Source organism: Methanoregula sp. (assembly GCF_049690535.1).
Classification (GTDB): domain Archaea; phylum Halobacteriota; class Methanomicrobia; order Methanomicrobiales; family Methanospirillaceae; genus Methanoregula.
The window spans coordinates 1-1,896 of the sequence record NZ_JBAVMX010000042.1 but is presented as its reverse complement, the minus strand read 5'-3'; the positions used below and the strand labels follow the sequence as shown (position 1 = coordinate 1,896).

Sequence of the window (1,896 nt, the reverse complement as noted above, 5' to 3'; positions counted from 1 at the left end):
GGCCGAACCAGACCCGCAGCGAAGCCGGTACAAGGCTGGATGCATACACAACCGGCGACGCAAACATCCAGATCTGGATGAGGAAGGGGACCGTGTACTGGAAATCCCGGTACTTGACATTGAGTGCCGAGAGCCAAAGCCCGACCCCAAGTGATGTCGCCAGCGCGAGCAGAAGGAAGAAAGGCAGGAAGATGATGTTGAGCGTCGGCGCATAACCGTAGTATACCATCATCGCAAGAAGGATGATAAAGGAGACCGCAAAGTCCACAAGCGGCGAAATAATACTCGACAGCGGCATGATCAGGCGCGGGAAGTACACCTTGGTCATGATGTTCGCGTTCGTCACCATGCTTGTCGTGGACCGCGTCAGCCCTTCAGCAAAGAGAGTCCAGGGAAGAAGCGCCGCAAGCACAAAGAGCGGATACGGCACCCCATCGGACGGGATCTTTGCAAGGCCTCCGAAAAAGACCGTGAAGATGACCATCGTTAAGAGCGGCTGGAGGACCGCCCATGCAATCCCGAGGCCGGTCTGCTTGTACCGGAGTTTGATGTCGCGGAGAGTAAACGAGGTGACCAGTTCCCGGTATGCCCAAAGCTCATGCAGGTCTACCGGCACCCATTTCCGGGGCGGGCGGATGATGAGCGTGGGCACGGTGGGTTCCTGAACGGGAGGGGTCTCGGTCATAGGAAGTTACCATGAATTTTGTTTTTGCATTACTTATAGTGTGGTGATTTGAAGAGCGCCGCAGAATCCGCAAGCATTCATTTGCGATGAGCACGGTGGCGGGGATTATAGTTTAGGAGGATAATAAAATCATCCCACAAAACCACCTTCCTGCAGTGCATTTGAAGGGGATGATTGCATCACAGATTTTGCCGAATTTCATGGTTCGAGTGTAACTTTTTAGGTTCAGACTGGTACCGATAAAGCCCCAAAAATAGCCCAGCACTCAGTGTTCACCAGATTCGCCAGCAAAAATCCTGCATAAAGGGTATTCGTAGAGAAAACATCAGTCATCGCACAAAAAACAGATTCATTATCATCCTACGTTTAATGGGTGGATCCATTCATACCGGCAATTTCTCAGCAATGATCTCCGACACCATGAGGCCGGCTGACTTCTGCGCGATGTGCTTCGTACCACGCGATCGTCCGCTTCAGGCCTTCCTTAAACTGCATCTGTGCCTCAAACCCGAACTCCTCCCGCGCCCGGCTCACATCCAGGCACCGCTTGGGCTGGCCATCAGGTTTTGAGGTGTCCCATCGGATCACTCCGGAAAACCCGGTTAACTCCTGAATAAGGGAAACCAGATCCCGGATCGTAATCTCCCTGCCGGACCCAAGGTTCACCGGCTCTGATTTGTTATACCGCTCTGCCGCAAGGACAAGCCCGTACGCAGCATCATCGACATACAAAAATTCCCGTGATGCAGCGCCCGTACCCCATACATCAACCGATTGCTCGTTGTTGTATTTTGCATCGATAAACTTTTTTATGAGTGCCGGAATGACATGTGAACTTGCCGGATCAAAATTGTCCCCGGGCCCGTACAGGTTGACCGGCAGGAGATAAATCGAGTTAAAACCGTACTGCTGACGATAAGCTTGCGACTGAACGAGCAGCATTTTTTTTGCAAGCCCATACGGGGCGTTGGTCTCTTCCGGATACCCGTTCCAGAGATTGTCTTCCTTAAATGGGACGGGGGTAAACTTGGGGTACGCGCAGATGGTCCCGACGATCACGCACTTCTCAACATTCTCCTGTCGTGCGGCTTCGATCATCTGGATGCCCATGATTGCATTGTCGTAGAAGAGCTGGGCGGGGTAAGCCTGGTTGTATCCGATCCCGCCGACCCGTGCGGCAAGGTGGATAACGATATCCGAATCCTTTACCA

Annotated in this window: 2 protein-coding genes; both read right to left on the bottom strand. The window is 52.7% G+C overall.

The features are described from left to right. On the bottom strand, positions 1-685 hold a 685-nt coding region (locus tag WCE46_RS03450; protein ID WP_424732306.1), incomplete at its 3' end, for an ABC transporter permease. A gap of 399 nt (positions 686-1,084) precedes the next feature. Next, a partial coding sequence (locus tag WCE46_RS03445) for a GDP-L-fucose synthase family protein (protein WP_424732305.1) occupies positions 1,085-1,896 on the bottom strand: 812 nt, incomplete at its 5' end.